This is a genomic window from Ensifer sp. D2-11 (assembly GCF_054161295.1).
In genome coordinates, this window is record NZ_CP096433.1 from 2371806 (window position 1) to 2385832 (window position 14027).

General features: G+C 62.4%; 13 protein-coding genes. 4 read left to right on the plus strand and 9 right to left on the minus strand.

Annotation, left to right across the window (positions count from 1 at the left end; translation table 11 throughout):
• Nucleotides 1-70 precede the first annotated feature (70 nt).
• The 9 genes from M1D34_RS11485 to M1D34_RS11525 all read right to left on the minus strand — a co-directional run bounded on the left by M1D34_RS11485 (nt 71) and on the right by M1D34_RS11525 (nt 10610).
• The gene (locus M1D34_RS11485) at nt 71-823 is read right to left on the minus strand and encodes a F0F1 ATP synthase subunit A (protein WP_003533645.1); all 753 of its coding nucleotides are present in this window, start codon (nt 821-823) and stop codon (nt 71-73) included.
• 60 nt (nt 824-883) lie between these two features.
• The gene (locus M1D34_RS11490) at nt 884-1246 is read right to left on the minus strand and encodes an AtpZ/AtpI family protein (protein WP_003533647.1); all 363 of its coding nucleotides are present in this window, start codon (nt 1244-1246) and stop codon (nt 884-886) included.
• Nucleotides 1247-1537: 291 nt separating this feature from the next.
• Entirely contained in the window at nt 1538-2695 is a 1158-nt protein-coding gene (locus tag M1D34_RS11495) for a cell wall hydrolase (protein ID WP_010968853.1), read from the minus strand.
• A 290-nt stretch (nt 2696-2985) separates the two neighbouring features.
• Nucleotides 2986-4887 carry a potassium transporter Kup gene (locus M1D34_RS11500; protein ID WP_013844091.1) on the minus strand — a complete coding sequence of 634 codons (1902 nt, stop codon included), beginning with the start codon at nt 4885-4887 and terminating at the stop codon, nt 2986-2988.
• 16 nt (nt 4888-4903) lie between these two features.
• Nucleotides 4904-5884: a magnesium transporter CorA family protein gene (locus tag M1D34_RS11505; RefSeq protein WP_003533653.1), complete on the minus strand. Its 981-nt coding sequence runs from the start codon at nt 5882-5884 to the stop codon at nt 4904-4906.
• Nucleotides 5885-6178: 294 nt separating this feature from the next.
• A complete protein-coding gene (locus M1D34_RS11510) occupies nt 6179-7333 on the minus strand; it encodes an Mrp/NBP35 family ATP-binding protein (RefSeq protein ID WP_318867087.1) in 1155 nt (384 codons plus the stop codon).
• A gap of 461 nt (nt 7334-7794) precedes the next feature.
• Nucleotides 7795-8628 (minus strand): LuxR family transcriptional regulator NurR, encoded by an 834-nt coding sequence (nurR, locus tag M1D34_RS11515; protein WP_003533659.1) that lies wholly within the window; start codon nt 8626-8628, stop codon nt 7795-7797.
• A 153-nt stretch (nt 8629-8781) separates the two neighbouring features.
• On the minus strand, nt 8782-9522 hold the full coding sequence (locus tag M1D34_RS11520) for a helix-turn-helix transcriptional regulator (RefSeq protein WP_107591875.1): 741 nt from the start codon (nt 9520-9522) through the stop codon (nt 8782-8784).
• A gap of 227 nt (nt 9523-9749) precedes the next feature.
• On the minus strand, nt 9750-10610 hold the full coding sequence (locus M1D34_RS11525) for an IclR family transcriptional regulator (RefSeq protein ID WP_013844089.1): 861 nt from the start codon (nt 10608-10610) through the stop codon (nt 9750-9752).
• A gap of 119 nt (nt 10611-10729) precedes the next feature.
• Between M1D34_RS11525 and M1D34_RS11530 the strand changes: the two genes are divergently transcribed.
• Genes M1D34_RS11530 through M1D34_RS11545 form a run of 4 tightly spaced genes read left to right on the plus strand, consistent with a single transcriptional unit; the run spans nt 10730 to nt 13951 of the window.
• Nucleotides 10730-11500: an SDR family NAD(P)-dependent oxidoreductase gene (locus M1D34_RS11530; protein WP_498779120.1), complete on the plus strand. Its 771-nt coding sequence runs from the start codon at nt 10730-10732 to the stop codon at nt 11498-11500.
• A complete protein-coding gene (locus M1D34_RS11535) occupies nt 11497-12417 on the plus strand; it encodes a 2-dehydro-3-deoxygalactonokinase (protein ID WP_015007236.1) in 921 nt (306 codons plus the stop codon). The genes M1D34_RS11530 and M1D34_RS11535 overlap by 4 nt, the downstream gene beginning before the upstream one ends.
• Nucleotides 12418-12431: 14 nt before the next feature.
• The gene (locus M1D34_RS11540; RefSeq protein WP_153312927.1) at nt 12432-13070 is read left to right on the plus strand and encodes a 2-dehydro-3-deoxy-6-phosphogalactonate aldolase; all 639 of its coding nucleotides are present in this window, start codon (nt 12432-12434) and stop codon (nt 13068-13070) included.
• Nucleotides 13067-13951, plus strand: coding sequence for an SMP-30/gluconolactonase/LRE family protein (locus tag M1D34_RS11545; RefSeq protein WP_127638796.1), 885 nt, complete (start codon nt 13067-13069; stop codon nt 13949-13951). The genes M1D34_RS11540 and M1D34_RS11545 overlap by 4 nt, the downstream gene beginning before the upstream one ends.
• The last annotated feature ends 76 nt before the right edge of the window (nt 13952-14027 follow it).

The window sequence follows — 14027 nt, forward strand, 5'->3', positions numbered from 1 at the left end:
AAATGGTGTTGCGGCTTAAGATTTGTGCTTCCGGCGGCAAGCCGACCGGAAACCAGCGACTGTTTATTCCTTAGTGGCCTCCGGGGTGGACCGCATCGTTGAGGTACATGCAGGTCAGCACCGCAAAGACATAGGCCTGGAGGAAGGCGACCAGGAATTCAAGACCGGTAAGCGCGACGGTCATGATGAGCGGCAGGATCGCACCGCCGATGCCGAGCGCACCAAAGGCGCTGAGCGAGGCGACGAAGCCTGCGAAGACCTTCAGCGTGATATGGCCGGCCAGCATGTTGGCGAAGAGACGGACCGAGAGGCTGATGGGTCGGGAAAGGAACGAGATGATTTCGATCGCCACGACCAGCGGCAGGAGCGCGCCCGGCACTCCCTGCGGCACGAAAAGCTTGAGGAAGCCGAAGCCGTGCTTGTAGAAGCCGTAGAGAAGGACGGTGCCGATCACGAAGACCGCAAGCGCGAAGGTGACGATGATCTGGCTGGTGACGGTGAAGAAATAGGGGACCATGCCGAGCAGGTTCGCCGTCAGGATGAACATGAACAGCGAGAAGACCATCGGGAAGAATTTCATCCCGTGACTGCCGGCGCCTTCGCGAAGCATCGAGGCGATGAACTCGTAGGACATTTCCGAAACCGACTGCATGCGCGTCGGGATAAGCCCGCGCTGCGATGTCGTCAGATAGAGGAAGCCGGCAGCCGCACCGACGGTCGCCACCATGAACAGCGACGCATTGGTGAAGGAAAAGTCAATTCCGCCGATCTCGAGCGGGACAATCTTGTTGACCAGGAACTGGTGGGTCGGATCGTTTGACACCGCGCTTCTCTTTCGTTCTGCCCGCCCGCGAGCGGAAATACTGTTCTTCCCGGCGACACCTCAGGCGTCGCCGCCGTCCTCTTTATCCGTGCCCGACCCGCCTTTCCGCTGGTCGGTTGTCGCCACCAAACCGGCGGAACGCAGCACGTTCAAGACACCGGCACAGAAGCCGAGAAGCAGGAGGACGATCATGCCCCACGGCCCTGTACCCGCAAAGTGGTCCAAAAGATAGCCCAGAAACGCCCCGACCAGGATGCCGGCGATGAATTCGCTCGAAAGCTTCATCGCCGCCGCGTATCCCTTGCGGCTTTCATCAGCGCGCCCATCCGCCCCTTCCGAAACATCCGCCCGCTTCTTGGACTTGATGTCGTCGCCGAGGCGCTTGAGCCGCGCTTCCAGACTTTCTTCCGGCTTCTCCGTCACATGGCTCCCCTTTGCAGCCCCACGCGGTCGAACGCGATCTCGGTCATACAAACGGCCGCTGTTCAAGCCACGCTTCGGCCCCATTTGAAGTCGCGCGCAACATAGTTTTAGGCACCCGCATAGTCAAGGCATGCGGGCACCTTCTACGTGGACAATATTCTTGTTTCAATTCAGGGGTTTAGCGATAAATCCGGTAAGCTGCGACAAAGGTGCAGAGGGAATCGCCGCCGGAGCCGCGGGGTCACGCCCGCGGCTCCGGCGGCTGACAGGGGCGCGCAGGCAGCTTCGCCGTCAGCTCCAGCCGCCGCCATAGGTCCTGTAGAAGATGTGCAGGCCGATCTTGCCGACACGCTTCATCGTCTTTGCCCAGGCGGGATTCACATAGGTGGCGTGATAATGGGTCGCCGAGCCGACTTCGGGGAGCCAGATTCTGCCGGCGGTCACCGCGAGCGCGACTTCCTTCGCCGTCTTCCAGTGCGATCGCGAATAGATCAGGTCGCGGATCATGTCGCAGGCGAAGGAGAACTGGCAGCGGTTGCGCCAGGCCTTGTTCTGGTAGACGACGCCGCAGATCGTTTTCGGGTAGGTCGGGTTGCGGACGCGATTGAGAATGACCTGCGCCACCGCGGCCTGACCCTTGACGGATTCGCTGCGGGCCTCGAAATAGATCCCCTCGGCCAGACAGGTCTGCTCTTCCTTGCTGAAGACGGTTGGCGGCAGCGGCGTTGCCGCCCAGGCATGATCGTCGGGCGCGATATCCGGGATGAAGCGCCCTGCATTCTCGTCGTTCCGCAGGATCGAATCGAAGGGTGATTCACGCGCATAGTCCGGCTCGGGCCGGACATAGGCAGTCGCAAGAATGTCGGGCTTGTCGTTGGTGACGAGCTTGGCAAGCATCGGCGAGAGGCCCGGTTCGGGCTTCGGCGGCGTCTTGCGGTAGAAGGCCGTGGCGATCTCGATCTCCTTGCCTTTGATCTTCGGCTTGGCAAAGACCATCTTTTCGGGGCCGTCGAGGGCCGGGCCGATAAGCGAGCTCGTGCGCTGAAGGATGGAGCCGGCGCTGAAGTCCTTGGGCGGGGTCACCGGCGTTACCGCGACGATTCGCCCCTTCTTCAGCTTCCGCGTCACGCGATCCTCGTCCGGCGTCCCCTGGTGCTTCGATTCGGCGGTCAGCGCCACGCGGCCGCCATCTGGCAGGGTCATGCCGGCGCCGCCATCGAGCGCACCGGTCGTGATCGGGTCCGTGAAGACCATCTCGACTTCGTGGAGGGAGCCGGCCGGCGACGGAGTGAGATAGGTGCGCCACCGCTCGCCGCCGCGGTTGATGCCGGACAGAAACGTCGCGATGTCCGAATAGGCGACCGCCGAGGGAAAGCCGAGGAAGACGGCAAGGCCCAGGATCGCCGGACCGCGCCAGGCCGAGAACGAAAACCGAAACTTGTCACGCAACTTCCAACTCTTACGCACCGGTCGGCTCCAGAAACTCTTTCTCAGGCACGCGTTCTCGCAAGCCGGCAATAAGCCAGCGGCAAGATTCCGTGCAGGACGCTAAGGTTGGTCGGCCGGCTCGCCGGGACCGTTTCTCTTGAGCCTTGAAAATGCGGCATTAACCTTGATGTTTGGTTAATGCGGACGCGCCGAGACCGGCAATTCGCCTGGCATTGCCAAAGCACTTCCAGGAAAAGTGTGTAGCGGTTTTCCGTGCGGAAGTGCGCAGTTTGAGGGACAGCGTCTTCGGATCAGATGATCACATGAGAGCCGAGTTCGACCACCCGGTTCGTCGGCAGGCGGAAATAGTCGGAGGGATCGATCGCAGCATTGGCGAGTGCGATGAACAGGCGGTCCTGCCAATGCGGCATGCCGGACTGGGCGTCGGGCACGAGTTTGCGCCGGCCGAGATAGAATGAGGTCGACATGATGTCGAACTTCAGGCCCGACTTCCTGAAGAGGCCCAGCGCCTGAGAGACATTCTGCGTCTCCATGAAGCCGAACTTCATTTCCAGCAGAGTGAAACGCTCCGACAGCCGCCGCACGCTGACCCGCTCTTCCTTCGGCACCTTCGGCGTGTTTGCCGTCCGGATCGTCAGGATGAAGTTCTGCTGATGCAGAACGTGGTTGTGTTTGATGTTGTGCAGCAGGGCGGCGGGAGTCGATTCCGGATCGCTGGTCAGGAATATCGCCGTGCCGGTCACCGACACCGGCGCGTGCTCGCTCTGGCGCTCGACCGATTTGATGAAGCTTGCCAGCGGAATGTCGATATGGCGGGTCTTGGCGTGCAGGATTGCTGTGCCGCGCTTCCAGGTCCACATGATGACGATGAAGGTCGCCGCGATCAGGATCGGCACGTAGCCGCCATCGTGGATCTTCAGCATGTTGGCGCCCAGGAAGACGAATTCCAGCACGAACAGCGGCAGCAGCGCACCGGCCGCCCACCAGGTCGGCCAGTTCCACCGCATACGCAGGAATTCGAAGGAAAGCACCGTGGTGACCACCATCGCACCGGTGACGGAAATGCCGTAGGCGGTCGCGAGCGCCTCCGAGGAGCCGAAGAGGAAGACGAGCGCCATGACGCCGAACATCAAAAGCGTGTTGACGTTCGGCAGGTAAATCTGGCCCGTATGGGTTTCGGACGTATGGAAAATCGCCATGCGCGGCAGGAAGCCAAGGTGAATGGCCTGGCGCGTCAGCGAAAACGCGCCGGTTATGACCGCCTGACTGGCGATGATGGTGGCTGCGGTCGCAAGAATGACGGCAGGCAGCAGCGCCCATTTCGGAAACATCAGGAAGAAGGGATCGGACATCGCCTCCGGGTTCTTCAGCACGAAGGCGCCCTGCCCCAGATAGTTCAGCGTGAGCGCCGGGAAGACGACGGTGAACCAGGCCCATTGGATCGGCCGCCGGCCGAAATGGCCGAGATCGGCGTAAAGCGCCTCGGCACCCGTGACCGTCAGGAAGACGGCGCCGAGTACGACGATACCGACATAGCCTTCGTTGAACAGAAAGCTGGCGGCATAATACGGGTTGAAGGCTCTGAAAATCGACAGATCGTCGGCAATATGAACGAAGCCGATCGTGCCCATGACGACGAACCAGATGAGCGTAATCGGCCCGAAGAAGTTGGAAACCGCCGCGGTACCCTTCGACTGGACGGTGAAGAGGAGCAGGAGGATCACGACGGCGATCGGAACGACGTAGTCCGAAAGGGCCGGGGTAACCAACTTCAAACCCTCGACGGCCGAGAGCACCGACAGTGCCGGTGTGATCATCGCGTCGCCGATGAAGAGCGCGGCGCCGGCGATCCCCATGAAGAACAGGATCGCCGTGTGACCATTGGCGGTCTTCATGAGCAGTGCCAGCAGGGAGAGCGTGCCGCCCTCGCCCTGATTGTCCGCCCGCAGCAGGAATAGCACGTATTTTATCGTGACGATGATCGTCAGCGCCCAGATCATCAGCGAGATCAAACCGATGATCTCGACGTCCGTCACGCCGTCGTGCGAGACGGGGCGCAAGGCTTCGCGGAAGGCATAGAGCGGGCTGGTGCCGATATCCCCATACACGACGCCGACGGAGCCGAGCGCCAGAACCAGCAGGCGGCGGGCATTTTCCACGCCAGGTGTAGCGGGAGCAGACAATTGAGACATGTTGCCCAACAGGCCCTTAGAGCCAGCCTTTCCAGCGGAAGAAGAAAAAGGGGATCACGGCCGAAAGCACCATGGCTGCAAGCGCCCACGGATAGCCGAACTGCCATTCAAGCTCAGGCATGATGCGAAAGTTCATGCCGTAGACGGAAGCGACCAGCGTCGGCGGCAACAGAACGACCGAAGCGATCGAGAAGATCTTGATGATGGCATTCTGCTCGACATTGATGAGGCCGAGCGAGGCATCGAGCAGGAAGGTGATATTTCCCGAGATGAAAGCCGTATGTTCCGAAAGCGACTGGATGTCCCGCGATACCGTACGGCAAAGTTCACGGGTTTCCTTGTCCGCCTGCACGTCGGGAACCGTGTAGACGAAGGTCAGCAGCCTCGAGAGCGAAGCGAGGCTGTCGCGCGTTTTCGCAACAAGCCGGTGATGGCCCGCGACGTCGCGCAGGCGTGCTTCGAGAAAGTGCGGTGGCCGGTGCCGCCGGCCGGACGTCTTGTCGCCGAAGACCTGGAGCGCCAGATCGTCGATCCTGTCGACAGCCTGCTCGAGAATTTCCGCCGTCCTGTCCACAATCGTCTCGAGCAGCCGCGTCAGAATCACTGCGCCGTTGCGGCAGCCGCCGGGAATGCGATGCATACCCGCCTTGAACAGGCCGAAGGCCCTCGGCTCGGCGTAGCGGACGGTGACGAGACACTTGCCCGCCAGAATGAAGCCGACATCGGTAAGCCCCGGCATTTCCGTGTCGCTTCGATAGACGAGCGAGGCGGTCATGAAGACGGCACCGTCGTCCGTATAAAGCCTGCTGGAAGGTTCGATGTCCCTCAGATCGTCCCGCGTCGGAATGGGAATTCCGAGCAGACCCTCGATCATCAGGTCTTCCGCCTTGGTCGGCTCGACAAGGTCTATCCAGACGAGATCGGGACGCAGGGCCGACGGCGGCTCGGCCGTGGAGAGAGCGACCGTTTCACCGTTGACACAATAGCCTGTGATCATGTGGCCGCCTTTTTCATGCAGCCGACGACGATGAACCGTGATGATTTCGTAGGATCAGCCGCCACACGATTTTCCACGATGCAGATTCATCCGATGAAGGCTTTCAGCCGTTCGACGCCGCTTGACGGCAGACGGGTGACCAAAGTCTCCGGCGATGGCAGTGGCTAGCTTTGCCTTGCCTATGCGAGCCAAGGGATATGACGCAACCCCGGCGCAAAATCAATGGCCTTCGGGGATCCGGCGCTTCCCTGTCGGATGTCTCAGTCGCGCCGCGCAGGTGACTGCGCCAAAGCGCTATTCGAAGACGATGCTCGGCATCGCACGGCTTTTGTCCTGCCGGGCAGCGGTGACCTCTCCCCAGACCCGCGCCGCGATGTCGCGATAGACGCGCGCGACCTCGCCATCGGGTTCGGACGCGACGAGAGGGGTTCCCGCGTCGGAGGTCTCGCGGATACCCATGGTCAGGGGCACCTCGCCGAGGAACGGTACGCCGATGCGCTCGGCTTCCTTGCGCGCGCCGCCATGACCGAAGATGTCGTAGCGCCTGCCCGTATCGGGCGCCACGAAATAACTCATGTTTTCGACGATCCCGAGCACCGGAACCTCGACCTTGCGGAACATGGCGAGACCCTTGCGGGCATCGACGAGCGCGAGGTCCTGTGGCGTCGACACGATGACGGCGCCTGCGAGCGGCACCTGCTGTGCCATCGTCAGCTGTGCGTCACCGGTACCCGGCGGCATGTCCACCACGAGGACGTCGAGCTCGCCCCAGGCCACCTCGCGCAACATCTGCAGGAGCGCCGACTGGATCATCGGGCCGCGCCAGATCATCGCGACCTCCTCATCCACCAGGAAGCCCATCGACATGACTTTCAGGCCGTAGTTTTCCATCGGACGGATAAGCCGCCCCTCGATCTGTTGCGGACGGCCGGAGATCTTCAAAAGCCGCGGCATCGAAGGGCCGTAGATATCGGCATCGAGGAGCCCGACCTTAAGCCCGTTTGCCTGAAGCGCCAGCGCCAGATTGACGGAGGTGGTGGACTTGCCGACGCCGCCTTTACCGGAGGCGACGGCGATAATGGCGCCGACGCCGGGGATGCCCGCCTTTGGTGCTCCACCGCCGGCCGCTCGCTGCGCCGGCGCATGGCCCGCCGGGGCCGGCCGCGGCCGCTCCACCGGGGCCTTCTGGGGAGCGGCCTTGCGGTCGGCAGTCAATGCCACCATGGCGGCGTTCACGCCGGGAATCTCGCGCACGACCCGTTCGGCGGCCGCCCGCATCGGCTCGAGCTCCTTCGCCCGGTCCGCCGGCACGGTGATCGAGAAGTAGGCCTTGCCGTCGGAAATGAACACATCGGATACGAGTCCGAGATCGACGATGTTTCCTTCCATGTCCGGCCCGCGGACGGTCCGCAGCTTCTCTAAAACCAATTCCCGGGTGACGTCCGGCATGTCGGCCTCTTGCTCTTTCGTTGGCGCGCAACGTTTTGACTGCTGCAATCGCTAGCCCAAATCGCACCCGATCTAGGGCGTTATGTATTAGATAGTCGAGCCGGGGCGCTTCGCCAATGCGACAGGTGGGAAAATGAGGGCCGCCAACCGATCTCCGTGTCCGTACATCCGGGATCACAGGCGATCGGCGGCGGCCCTTGTCGCGACCTTCTTGGGCGCTGTCTTATTGTGGTCCCCTCTGGACACGGAACTGAATATGCACAATGCGTGCCAGTTGGAACCTTCCGGAAAAAACCAGATTTTCCAAGGAGTTGCCCTTCGACTGCGAAGGATGCGCAAGAGACTGCGCTGCTCAATTCCTGAGCATGCGCGCTATTTGGGCACAATATGCTCGCAATAGGTTAGAGCGGATGCGGGCGGAAAACCGCACGCACTTTTCCTCAGATGAATATCAACAGGCCTTAGCTGATATAGCCCTTTTTCATCGCCTTCACGACCGCCTGTGTGCGGTTCACCGCGTCGAGCTTCTTGGTGACATGGTTGAGGTAATGATTGACCGTGTGCTCCGACAGGCCGAGGATACCGGCGATTTCCGAGCTGGTCTTGCCGGCGGCCGTCCAGCTCAGACACTGGATTTCCCGTTCGGAAAGAACCGTGTTGGTGTTCTTCCAGACCGAGCCGATCTCGGCGAGCCGGTTATAGACGTGGATCGCGATCATCTGCAGTTCCATCGCCGCCGTCATCGGCAATTCCGCTTCCGGGCCCATGAGGATGACCGCGCCGCGGCCACCTTCGGCATCGTGGACCGGGAAGTAATTGGCTTGGAATATGCCGTTCTCGCGCAACATGGCGATGTAATCCGCGGCAGAGTCGGGCTTGCCTCCCTCCCTCTCCCAGTCTTCAAGCATGACCTGAAACGGGGTCGTCGTCTCTCTCAACCGGCGCACCCCGGTGCTGAAACGCAGCATCGAAAGGCTGTCATATTTGTTGAGGAGCTCGGCCGGCATATTCGAGATGACCGTGGTCGCGGAGAGCCGCTCTACCTCGACTGCAGGGATCGAACAGATGAGAAAAGTCTTGAAGCCGAAAATCTGCGTGATCCGCCGCATGTAGCGGATGATGTCGAACTGGGTCTCGAGCCTTGCTATCTCAGACGCGAAATCGCCGCCCCGGGGCAGATCGATATCAGTCGTCCCCATCGTGATCATCTCTTGCATTAGCGCGGTTCCATCGCATTCATCGACTATCAAATAGCCCGAGCGGCCGCGCAATGCCAACAGGTGATTGACGATCATCACTTCTGATGCGCAAAACCCTGTGCATTTCGCCCGTGTCGATGAAAGCCGACCCCGCCCTCAACCGACGGCCATGTTCGGGTTCGGTGCCTCCATTTCCCGTGCTTGTCACGAGATGAGGGAGAAAAGAGCTCTAGGTCCGGCCGGCGTCGATCAATTGATCAACCCTGCACGTATCGCCTTGGCGACGGTTTGGACGCGATTGACCGAATCCAGCTTGCGCGTCGCACGGTTGAGATAGTGGTTCACCGTATATTCCGACAGTGCCATGATGCGGGCCATCTCCACCGTCGTCTTGCCAGCCGCGGCCCAGCGCAAACACTCGATCTCGCGCCGGGAAAGGCTGCCCGGGCCGCGTCGGTCGCGCGTTCTGACTTCGCTCAGCCGGCTGTATAGAAGGCCGGCCCAGAGGTTCAGAGCCTGCATCTCGTCGTCGGATACGGCAGACCTGTCACCGCCGAAGGCGATGGCGGCGCGGTGACCCGCGGCATCATGGACCGGCAGATACACCCCGCGCGGCATGTTCGCCTGTTCGAAGACGCATATGGCAGCTTCGCCCTTGCCGTCCACCCGCCCGCGCGCCAGCAGATGAGCATCATAGGTGAAGGGAATGGTGCTGCGCCGCAGCCGCTGGATCACCGGACTGCCGTCGATCAGGCGTGCACTGTCGTAGCGCCTGAGGAAATCCATCGGCCAGGTCGTCATGAGCGCCTGCGCAGTGAGGCTGTGGGACCCCGACTCGGGAATGGCGAGGACCATGAAGCCGCGAAAACCGAAACCTTCCGACACTCGGCCGAGCGCGCGCCGGACATCATCCTCGCTGTCGATCGACCCGCTGATTGCGTGACCGTCAGGGAGGACCAATGAGGATATATCCACGCTGAAATCGATCATCTTCCGCCCGCCTCTCACATCCGCGCTCCAGCTGGAGCATGACGCTCGCGCTGTCATACCCACGCCATGGCTTCCACCAGAATCCCGCCCGATGCAACCAGCCGTGGCAGCAGACCGGCATTGAAGCTACTTATCTTGAGCCTTTTCGTCCAGTCGAAACTTCTAATTTACCGTAAAGCGGTCCCGTTGCACGTTTCCGTGGAATACATGCTGTAATCCTTAAACCGTTACTGCGACCTTTGCGCGTCCGACAGAACACGCGGCGCCGCAGCCCCCGTTTCCCGCCCGGGGCCAAGCCGGATCCGGACCTCTTCCTCGATCTCTGCCGCCACCTTGCGCACGTCCTGCGCCCAGGCGGTCAGTTGCTTGAAGCTGACCCGATAGGAGGGGCCGGTGACCGAGATTCCCCCGACCAGGTCGTGTTCCGGAACGCTGATCGGGGCGGCCACGCAGCAGATCTCCGCCTCGTGCTCCTCCCGGTCGAACGCATGGCCGTCGTGCCGGATCTCCTCTATCTCGGCAAGGAGCGATTCTATCGAACGATGCGTTTGCGCCGTGAACGGATGAAACTCCATTCCTGTCGATATCCGCTGCAATTCGCCTCCAGGAAGAACCGAGAGAGCCGCCTTGCCGATACCCGTGCAATAGGCCGGCGACGCCTTGCCTATCTGCGAGCTCATACGCACGGTCTGCCGGCTTTCCACCTTGTCGACATAGATGATTTCGGCCTCCCGCAGCAGGCCGAGATGCACCGTCTCGCCCGTCAATTGGTGCAGGTGCAGGAGATAGGGGGCTGCGATCTCGCGAAACCGGTTCCCCGACCAGGAGCGATAAGCGAATTTCAACAGGCGAAGCCCGGGCTCGTAGGACAAGTCCCGGCGCTGCACCAGCAAGCCCTCTTCGACGAGATGGCCCAGCAGCCGGTGCAGGGTTCCGCGGGGCTGACGGACGGTCTGCAATATATCCGTGAAGCGCTGAGGGCGGTCGGCCATGGCTACCGCCTCCAGCACGGCCATTGCCTTGCCAAGCGTGCCGGTGCCGGCGGGGTCCCCTTCCATGTCGTCTTCTTTCTTCTGCTTCATTCTCATCGCTTTCCGCTGCGCTATCTTGACAGGGTAAAAGCATTGGCGCGATAATTCCATATATTAAAACACAGTTCCGGATACTGGAACAATCAATCCCGCAGCCGCGGTATCGGGGAGAAGCCATGACTTTGCCGAGCAGCCAGTTTCCCGACCTGCGCGATCGCGGAGTTCTGGTCACCGGCGGCGGCTCCGGTATAGGCGCCGCACTGGTGGAGGCGTTCGCCCGCCAGGGCGCCCGCGTCGCCTTCGTGGACATCGCAGCGGAATCGAGCCTGGCGGTCTGCGAGAAGGTCGCGGCGCAGACCGGACAGGCGCCGCATTTCATCCAAGCAGACCTTCGCAATGTCGAGGCCGTGCGGGCCGCAGCCGATGAGGCGGTGGCCAAACTCGGCTCCGTCCGTGTCCTCGTCAACAACGCCGCGCGCGACGACCGGCAAGCGCTCGAAGCGGTGACTGAGGAGAGCTGGGACGAAAGTCTTTCCGTCAACCTCAGGCATTTCTTTTTTATGTGCCAGGCGGTCGCGCCCCACATGCAGCGGCAAGGCGGCGGATCGATCGTCAATTTCTCCTCGATCGCCTTCATGCTCAATATGCCGGAGATCCCGGCCTACTCGACCGCCAAAGCGGGGATCATCGGCCTCACCAAATCGCTCGCCGGCAAGCTCGGACCGGACAATATCCGCGTCAACGCGATCCTGCCCGGCATGATCGTCACGGAGCGGCAGCGGCGCTTGTGGCTCACGGAAGAATCGATCGCACGGATGCAGGAAAGGCAGTGCCTCAAGCGCATGCTCGTCGCCGACGATCTCGTCGGACCCTGCCTCTTTCTGGCGTCGGACAGTTCGGCGGCGATGACCGCACAGGCCATGATCATCGATGGAGGCGTGTTTTGACGACGGCAGGCTATTATGCCGCAGTGGATTGGGGGACATCGAGCTTCCGCCTGTGGATCATCGGAGAGGACGGTGCGGTGCTGGCCGAACGCCGCAGCGCCGAGGGCATGACGACGGCCGCAAAGACCGGTTTTCACACGGTTCTTGACGGCCATCTCGCCGCGGTCTCCGCGCCTGCGCATCTGCCGATCATCATCTGCGGCATGGCAGGCGCCCGACAGGGCTGGAAGGAGGCCGGGTATATCGAAACGCCGGCAGCACTCGCCGAGATTGCCGGCCGTGCCACAGCCATTCCCGATGTCGACCGCGACATCCGCATCCTCCCGGGCCTTGCCCAGCGCGACCGACGGCATCCGGACGTCATGCGCGGCGAGGAAACGCAGCTGCTCGGCGCTGCCGCGCATCTCGGCGCCGGCAGCCATCTCGTCTGCATGCCTGGCACGCACAGCAAATGGGTTCGTCTTGCCGACGACAGGGTCGAGGGCTTCTCCACCTTCATGACCGGCGAGCTCTTCGACACCATCGCGCGCCACACCATCCTCAGCCATGCGGTGGCAGAAGCGGATACCTTCGCGGCCGGGAGTGCAGCCTTTACGGATGCAGTAAGCCGCACGAGGGAGAACCCGGCGCTCGCAACCAATCTGCTTTTCTCCGTTCGTGCCGGGCAGCTTCTGCACGGCACCGCCGCCGCCGACGCGAGAGCGCAATTGTCCGGGACCCTGATCGGCCTGGAGATCGCCGGAGCGCTCGCGGGGTCGGGCTCGGTGGACGGCGTATGTCTCGTCGGCTCCGGTGGTCTCGGCACGCTTTATCGTACTGCCCTCGAAAGCCAGGGCCTCAACGTCCGGGCGGTCGACGCCGACGAGGCGGTGCGGGCCGGTCTTTCCGCTGCCGCCCGTACGATTTGGCCTTTGTGATGGAAAGAAAGAACATGGACAGAATCCCCCTGCCCCCGATGGAACGCCCGCTGATCGCGATCCTGCGCGGTCTAAAGCCGGAGGAGGCGGAAGGCGTCGTCGGCGCCCTTATCGAAACAGGCTTCACGGCGATCGAGATCCCGCTGAATTCGCCCGACCCGTTTCGCTCCATCGAGACGGCCGTCAAGATGGCTCCGGCCGGGTGCCTTATCGGCGCCGGTACGGTGCTGACGACGGCCCAGGTGGAACGCCTCGCCGATGTCGGCGGGCGGCTGATGGTGAGCCCCAATGTCGAGCCGGCAGTCATCCGACTTGCCGCAGCGAAAGGCATGGTCACGATGCCCGGCGTTTTCACGCCGACGGAGGCATTGGCGGCTGCCGCCGCCGGAGCCAGCGGCCTCAAGTTCTTTCCGGCAAGCGTGCTCGGCCCCTCCGGCATCGCGGCGATCCGCGCGGTGCTGCCGGGCGATCTCGAGATCGCGGCGGTCGGCGGCGTGTCGGAGGTTAATTTCGCCGACTATGCAGCGATCGGGATCCGCAGCTTCGGGCTGGGTTCGAGCCTTTACAAGCCCGGAATGAGCGCCGGCGATGTGCGACAGCGGGCCATTGCGACGCTCGCAGCCTATGATGCCGTCTATGGAGGCCAGCAGTGACCGATCTCGTTCCCTTTTCCGGCCGCACCCTTTCGGAAGCCGCGTCCGAACTCGGCGAAGGCCCCACCTTCGACCCCGGCACAGGAACGGCCTGGTGGTTCAATATAACAGGCCGCGAGCTGCATGAGCTGCATCTCGAAAGCGGACGGAAGGCGATCCATCCCCTGCCCTTCCTCGGCAGCGTGCTTGCGGTGATCGATCCCTTGCGGCAGTTGATCGCCTCGGATCAGGGCCTTTTCGTGCGCGACACCGAGAGCTCGAAGCTCGGCCACTTCGCCACGCTTGAAGAAAAGCCGGGCAACCGCTCCAACGACGGACGCGTCCATCCCTGCGGCGCGCTCTGGATCGGCACCATGGGGCGCAGCGCCGAGAAGCATGCGGGTGCGATCTACCACGTTGCCGGCAGCCGCGTCACGAAGCTCTATAGCAACATCACCATTCCCAATGCGATCTGCTTTTCTCCGGATGGGGCGACCGCCTATTTCACCGATACCGACGTCAACCAGCTGATGCGCGTCGACATAGATCCGGCGACGGCGCTCCCGACCGGCGATCCGGTGCTGCTTTCGGACGAAAGCACGAGCCCGGGCGGCGTCGACGGCGCCGTCTGCGATGCCGATGGGCTGATCTGGAACGCCCGCTGGGGCGCAAGCGCCGTGGAGGTCTATAAACCCGACGGCCAGAAGGTCGCCCGCTACGCCGTGCCGGCGACGCAGCCGAGCTGCCCGGCTTTCGTCGGCGCCAAGGCCGAACGGCTTCTGGTGACCTCTGCCTGGCAAGGCATGGACGACGCCGCACGGGCAGCCGACCCGCATGCCGGGAAAACCTTCGAGCTCGGGATCGAGGTCAAAGGGCGCTTCGAGCCGGCATTCCGACTTTAAATCCCGCCGACCAACAAAGACTGGCGTCGCGCCGGCGAAAAATCATACAATTGCTCCATCGCGGTGAATCGCGTTG

What these genes read in the sequence shown, in the direction of transcription:
- M1D34_RS11500 (WP_013844091.1), bottom strand. Translation starts at nt 4,887, where the DNA reads ATGTCTCAATTGTCTGCTCCCGCTACACCTGGCGTGGAAAATGCCCGC.
- M1D34_RS11505 (WP_003533653.1), bottom strand. Translation starts at nt 5,884, where the DNA reads ATGATCACAGGCTATTGTGTCAACGGTGAAACGGTCGCTCTCTCCACG.
- M1D34_RS11510 (WP_318867087.1), bottom strand. Translation starts at nt 7,333, where the DNA reads ATGCCGGACGTCACCCGGGAATTGGTTTTAGAGAAGCTGCGGACCGTC.
- nurR (WP_003533659.1), bottom strand. Translation starts at nt 8,628, where the DNA reads ATGATCGTCAATCACCTGTTGGCATTGCGCGGCCGCTCGGGCTATTTG.
- M1D34_RS11520 (WP_107591875.1), bottom strand. Translation starts at nt 9,522, where the DNA reads ATGATCGATTTCAGCGTGGATATATCCTCATTGGTCCTCCCTGACGGT.
- M1D34_RS11525 (WP_013844089.1), bottom strand. Translation starts at nt 10,610, where the DNA reads ATGAGAATGAAGCAGAAGAAAGAAGACGACATGGAAGGGGACCCCGCC.
- M1D34_RS11530 (WP_498779120.1), top strand. Translation starts at nt 10,730, where the DNA reads ATGACTTTGCCGAGCAGCCAGTTTCCCGACCTGCGCGATCGCGGAGTT.
- M1D34_RS11540 (WP_153312927.1), top strand. Translation starts at nt 12,432, where the DNA reads ATGGACAGAATCCCCCTGCCCCCGATGGAACGCCCGCTGATCGCGATC.